5 protein-coding genes are annotated in these 3,450 nt (G+C 68.9%); all 5 read left to right on the top strand.

Annotation, left to right across the window (positions count from 1 at the left end; all coding sequences use genetic code 11):
• The first annotated feature begins 501 nt into the window (after nucleotides 1–501).
• The 5 genes from ZRA01_RS20045 to csx16 all read left to right on the top strand — a co-directional run bounded on the left by ZRA01_RS20045 (nucleotide 502) and on the right by csx16 (nucleotide 3,291).
• Complete coding sequence (locus ZRA01_RS20045) at nucleotides 502–969, top strand: hypothetical protein (protein WP_141355135.1); 468 nt, start codon at nucleotides 502–504, stop codon at nucleotides 967–969.
• Nucleotides 970–1,452: 483 nt separating this feature from the next.
• Nucleotides 1,453–1,737 carry a CRISPR-associated endonuclease Cas2 gene (gene cas2, locus ZRA01_RS20040; protein ID WP_141355134.1) on the top strand — a complete coding sequence of 95 codons (285 nt, stop codon included), beginning with the start codon at nucleotides 1,453–1,455 and terminating at the stop codon, nucleotides 1,735–1,737.
• Nucleotides 1,738–1,748: 11 nt separating this feature from the next.
• Nucleotides 1,749–2,693, top strand: coding sequence for a CRISPR-associated endonuclease Cas1 (cas1, locus tag ZRA01_RS20035; RefSeq protein WP_141355133.1), 945 nt, complete (start codon nucleotides 1,749–1,751; stop codon nucleotides 2,691–2,693).
• Nucleotides 2,690–2,986: a CRISPR-associated endonuclease Cas2 gene (locus ZRA01_RS20030; protein ID WP_141355132.1), complete on the top strand. Its 297-nt coding sequence runs from the start codon at nucleotides 2,690–2,692 to the stop codon at nucleotides 2,984–2,986. Before cas1 ends, ZRA01_RS20030 begins: the two co-directional genes overlap by 4 nt.
• On the top strand, nucleotides 2,983–3,291 hold the full coding sequence (gene csx16 / locus ZRA01_RS20025) for a CRISPR-associated protein Csx16 (RefSeq protein ID WP_141355131.1): 309 nt from the start codon (nucleotides 2,983–2,985) through the stop codon (nucleotides 3,289–3,291). The genes ZRA01_RS20030 and csx16 overlap by 4 nt, the downstream gene beginning before the upstream one ends.
• Nucleotides 3,292–3,450: the final 159 nt, after the last annotated feature.

Here is a 3,450-nt window from a genome sequence, read left to right as displayed (position 1 = left end):
GGGGAGAAACCCAAGCCCTGAAATCAAAGGGATTAAGACCCGTTTCCGCACCAGCTTGCAAGTTCCATATCGCCGAGAAACCCAAGCCCTGAAATCAAAGGGATTAAGACGCTCAGGGCAAGATCTAGTAGAAATAGTAGTAGGAGAAACCCAAGCCCTGAAATCAAAGGGATTAAGACCTGCGCCGCCAGGGCGTCCCGTTCATCGGCCAGGGAGAAACCCAAGCCCTGAAAAAAGGGATCAAGACCTAAAACGGAGTGCGTGCAAGGCGTCGATGTTCTGAGAACCCCCAGCCCTGACCCCAAAGGGATTGCCGACCGGCCGCGCTTGCCCGTGGGGCCGGTCGGCCTGCGTGGGATGCCCCGGGTTCATGCCGTAGGCAAAAAATAATGCTTTTCGTATGAAGCGGCCGTGGGTACCATGCCATGGCGCCGGCAGGGCTCCGGATCGGGGGCCGGCTCGCTGTGCGCATTCCATCCACGCATCCTCGAGAGCCTGCCCATGACCCAAAACGTGATTTCCATCGACATCCCGGCCGAACTGCTCGCCAAGCTGGACGCCGCGCTCGACGCCATCGAGGCGGTCACCGACATCTTCGAGCCCATCAGCGAGGAGCAGATGCGCGCCCTCGCCAAGATGGGCGACCGGCTGGAGCCCTTCTGCCGGCTGGCGGCGGCGGTGTTGCCCCAGTACCCCCAGGCGCTGCCGCCGTCGTTCAGCGTTGCCGAGTTGCAGCGTGACCTGGCGGCCTTCGATGCGCTGCGGCCGCGGGTGCACCGCCTCGCCAAGGCCCTCGAGAAGAGCCAGGACACCCTGACGGCCCTGGGCAGCGATGTGTATGCCGGGGCCCGCGACGGCTACACCCTCATGAAGGCCCACGGTGAGAGCGACGGCCTCGATCTGCTGCGGGCGTCGCTGCCCGATCGCAGCCCGCGCCTGCGGCTCGACAAGCCCGACCCGGCGGCCTGACCCTTTCTCCCTCGCGGCCTTCGGGCCGCTGTCTTTTTGTGCCTGCCCGCTTCCGTCTGAGCGCCCCCAGGGCCGGGCTCCGCCCAGCCCGCCCCCCGTGGGGGTCAAGGAAACTTTGGTGGCGGCCCTGCGTTTCCTTGAGAGAGCCCCCACCCGGGGGGATGGCGGCATTCGTGGGGCAGATTCCCCCTCCGATGGCGCGCGGCGCGAGCCGCGCTTCACTTTTGGCGAAGCTGACGCCTCAAAATGAGGCATTCGGATAGCGCTGCGGGATCGCCGCTTCACTTTGAGTGAAGCTGACGCCTAAAAATGAGGCGCGCGGATCGCGCGCCAGGGGTTGTGTGCCCCAAATTGGGGCGCCGGGCTCGTTCCGCGGGGGTCTGTCGGGCAAATTCCGGTCAGCGGGCCCCGCGGCTGGGCCTCCCGCTGCCCGGCAAGCTTGCCGCAGCGCCCGCCCGGGGCGGGGCGGCCTAAGCTGGCTCCATGACCGATGCCAAACGCTGCCTCTACCTGGTGTGCTACGACGTGGCCGACCCGCGGCGCCTGCGGCGGGTCCATCGCTTTCTGCTCGGTTACAAGGCCGGCGGGCAAAAATCCTTCTTCGAGTGCTGGCTGACGCCGGCCGAGCTGCGCCATGTGCAGGATGAGCTGACGCGGCTGCTGGACGCGGTCACCGACCGGGCCCACCTGTTCCAGCTCGATCCGCGCCAGGCGGTGGTGTACCTCGGGCGGGCCCGCCCCGCCTGCCAGACTTTCATGATTCTTTGAGGAGTGCCGGGATGACCAGTCTGTTCGTGGACCGCCGCGGGGTGGAGCTCAAGCTCGACGGCGAGGCGCTGGTGTTTGCCGAGAACGGCGAGCGGGTGGGCACGGTGCCGCTGATGCCCCTGTCGCGGGTGTTCCTGCGCGGCGACGTGAAGCTGAGCGCCAGCCTGCTGGGCAAGCTGGGCGAGCACGGGATCGGGGTGGTGGTGCTGTCGGGGCGGCTGGGACGCCCCAGCCTGTTGCTCGGCTGCCCCCACAACGACGCGGCGCGGCGCATCGCCCAGTACCGCCTGTCCCTGGACGAGGGCTTCTGCCTGCGTTTTGCCCGGGCCGTGGTACATGCCAAGCTGCTCGGCCAGCTCGAGCTGATCCGCGAACGGCGCGAGGCGCGGGCGCTGCACCGCTACCCCTTGGTCACCTGCGAGCGGCGCCTGGAGGGGATGATCGGGCAGATCGACGCGCAGGCCAGCATTGCCTCCCTGCGCGGGCTGGAGGGGGCGGCGGCGGCGAGCTACTTCGAGGCGCTGAGCGAGATCCTGCCCGAGCGCCTGCATTTTTCGGGGCGCAACCGCCAACCCCCGCGCGACCCGGTCAATGCCCTGCTGTCCCTCACCTACACCCTGCTGCACGCCGAGGCGGTGCTGGCGCTGTACGGCGCCGGGCTCGACCCCTACGTGGGCTTCTACCACGCCCTCGATTTCGGCCGCGAGTCCCTGGCCTGCGACCTGATCGAGGCGCTGCGCCCCCACGCCGACCGCTTCGTGCTGGGGCTGTTCCGCGACGAGACGCTGCGCGCCGAGGATTTTTCGAAGACGGCCGACGCCTGCCTGCTCGGCAAGGCCGGCCGCGGGCGCTTCTACGCGGCCTTCGAGACCCGCGCCGAGTTGTTCCGCCGGCAGCTTGCCGAGGGCATCGACGACGTGGTGCAGGTGCTGCAGGGGCGGGCGGAGGCGGCATGAACTGGATCGTGGCCTACGACGTCAGCTCGCCGCGCCGGCTACAACGCATCCATCGCTTCATGGTGGGGCAGGCGAGCCCGATCGAGTACAGCGTGTTCCTGTTCGTCGGCACCGCGAAGCAGCTGGAGGCCTGCCTGGCCGAGCTTGGCCGGCTGATCGACCCGCGGGACGATGACATGCGCTGCTACGCCTTGCCCGCCCGTGGCCTGCAGGCGCGCATCGGCTGCGCCACGCTGCCGGCGGGCATCCAGTGGACCGGCCTGCCGGCGCCCCTGGGCGGGCCGCTGCCGTGACCCGCTGGTTCGTCAGTCGCCACCCGGGCGCGCTGGAGTGGGCGCAGCAGCAGGGCCTGGTCGGGCTGCGTCGGGTGGCCCACCTCGACCCGGCGCTGCTGGCCCCGGGCGACCTGGTGATCGGCACGCTGCCGCTGCACCTGGCCGCCGCGGCCTGCGCCCGGGGCGCGCGCTGCCTGTGCCTGGTGGTGGACCTGCCGGCCGGCGCCCGCGGTCGCGAGCTGTCGGCGGCCGAGCTGGATGCCTATGGCGCGCGGCTGGAGGAGTTTGTGGTGCGGCGGGTTTGCGGAGGCGAGCCGGGGTGACCACGGCAAGCTTGTTTTGGCGCTGCAGGCAGGGGCAGGGACGCACAATCCAATCCACCGACGCCGTGCTACTTGAACCTAGAAACGGCAGTTGACCGCTTCCGCAATCTCAAGAACCGCATGAACACTTGCGATAGTGCCTTCGCCGACGCACACCAC

The sequence above is a fragment of the Zoogloea ramigera genome (assembly GCF_006539865.1).
Taxonomy (GTDB): Bacteria; Pseudomonadota; Gammaproteobacteria; order Burkholderiales; family Rhodocyclaceae; genus Zoogloea; species Zoogloea ramigera.
The sequence above is the reverse complement of the archived record's forward strand: the minus strand, read 5'-3'. Positions and strand labels throughout refer to the sequence as shown.